Below are 1392 nucleotides of genomic sequence, written 5' to 3'. Positions count from 1 at the left end.
CGTTGCAGCTCTAGAATTGCAGTCCAGTATTCTCGTTTACTTTGTTGTTCCATAGTCCCTCCAATGAAAAAGCTACTATGGCAAATGACGAGTTTGTTTAGTATGTGTGGTTCATTAACCGCTTACTGTAGTTCTGCATAATAACTGAGTAATGATTTAGGTTTATTCTGCTTGTTGTTGCGTGATTATTTTGCATTAATGTTCACTTACCTATAAAAATGCAACAAGGTATAAGGGGGAATACATGCAAAGGTCAGTATTGCTTTTTTTTGTTATATTATTTATGCAACCATTAAATCTTTATGCTAATGAAAATATAAAGGGGCGATTATTTTTCCAAGTAGCTGCAACTGACATGAATTGTAAGCTTGAGTATGATAAGTATATATTGATAAATACCAAAAATTATTTTGATTCACCAGTGCTTGCTACTTTTGGATATGGTATTGATGCTAATGATATATTTAAATCAGGGAAAAATGAAATAAAGCTGATCGTAACACCTGTAGACAAACCTGAAGCACCAGATGCTGATCGGCGGTATTGTGAAATAAGGTTATCAGGTTTATTGAAAAAAGAGGGTAAAGAATTTGAGTTTTCAATTCCGTTTATAGTGAGACTGGATAAAGTTGGAACTCCCTTTTCTGTTAATAAGAGCCTAATGGATTTCCCCGATTATGATAAGGAAGAAAAAAATAACATTACAGTAAACCATAAAAAAGATGGCACAATAGAATCAATTATTTTGGATAAAAGTATTAATGTTAATTTTAAATAAGTAAAAATATATAATTAAACATAAGCTTCACCATGTAAAACAATAAGGCTGCGCATTGCGTGGCCTTTTCTGTTTCTACCATTTTCCATTTTGTTGGTATTAATAAGATGGTCACCCATACGCCGCCACAGAATTCTAATCACACACTTAATTGACGCATAGAGATTGTACGCGGCTTTCTATTAACTAAACATCGGAACACTCCGCAAGGGGGGGATATGCGTATGCACGAAAAATACTCTAGCCCCTTTTCTTATGCATTAGGAGTAATTACTACAGCAGTAGGGGCTTTATCGTTAGACCAGTGGGCGGTACTCATCGGAATTATATGTACTGTCGCTACATTCTTGGTGAATTGGTACTACAAACGTAAAGAATTCAAATTAAGAGAGGCTAACAGTGGCAAAGATACCAAATAAAATAAAAATGGCCGCTGCAGCTGGTGGGTTGATGACATTAACTGTTGCAATGGTTACTGAGTTTGAGGGTAAGCGGTTAATGAACCACACATACTAAACAAACTCGTCATTTGCCATAGTAGCTTTTTCATTGGAGGGACTATGGAACAACAAAGTAAACGAGAATACTGGACTGCAATTCTAGAGCTGCAACGA

The 1392-nt window shown here is 35.6% G+C and carries 2 protein-coding genes; both read left to right on the top strand.

Annotation, left to right across the window (positions count from 1 at the left end; all coding sequences use genetic code 11):
- Positions 1–244: 244 nt before the first annotated feature.
- Positions 245–778, top strand: a complete 534-nt coding sequence (locus ACLPIE_RS22460) for a hypothetical protein (RefSeq protein WP_430263838.1) — start codon at positions 245–247, stop codon at positions 776–778.
- A gap of 218 nt (positions 779–996) precedes the next feature.
- The gene (locus ACLPIE_RS22455; RefSeq protein ID WP_036975504.1) at positions 997–1197 is read left to right on the top strand and encodes a phage holin family protein; all 201 of its coding nucleotides are present in this window, start codon (positions 997–999) and stop codon (positions 1195–1197) included.
- Positions 1198–1392: the final 195 nt, after the last annotated feature.

The sequence above is a fragment of the Providencia sp. Me31A genome (assembly GCF_050487165.1).
GTDB lineage: Bacteria > Pseudomonadota > Gammaproteobacteria > Enterobacterales > Enterobacteriaceae > Providencia.
The sequence above is the reverse complement of the archived record's forward strand: the minus strand, read 5'-3'. Positions and strand labels throughout refer to the sequence as shown.

Bases quoted from the DNA above. Each gene is read 5' to 3' on its own strand.
- ACLPIE_RS22460 (WP_430263838.1), top strand. From the start codon at position 245: ATGCAAAGGTCAGTATTGCTTTTTTTTGTTATATTATTTATGCAACCA.
- ACLPIE_RS22455 (WP_036975504.1), top strand. From the start codon at position 997: ATGCGTATGCACGAAAAATACTCTAGCCCCTTTTCTTATGCATTAGGA.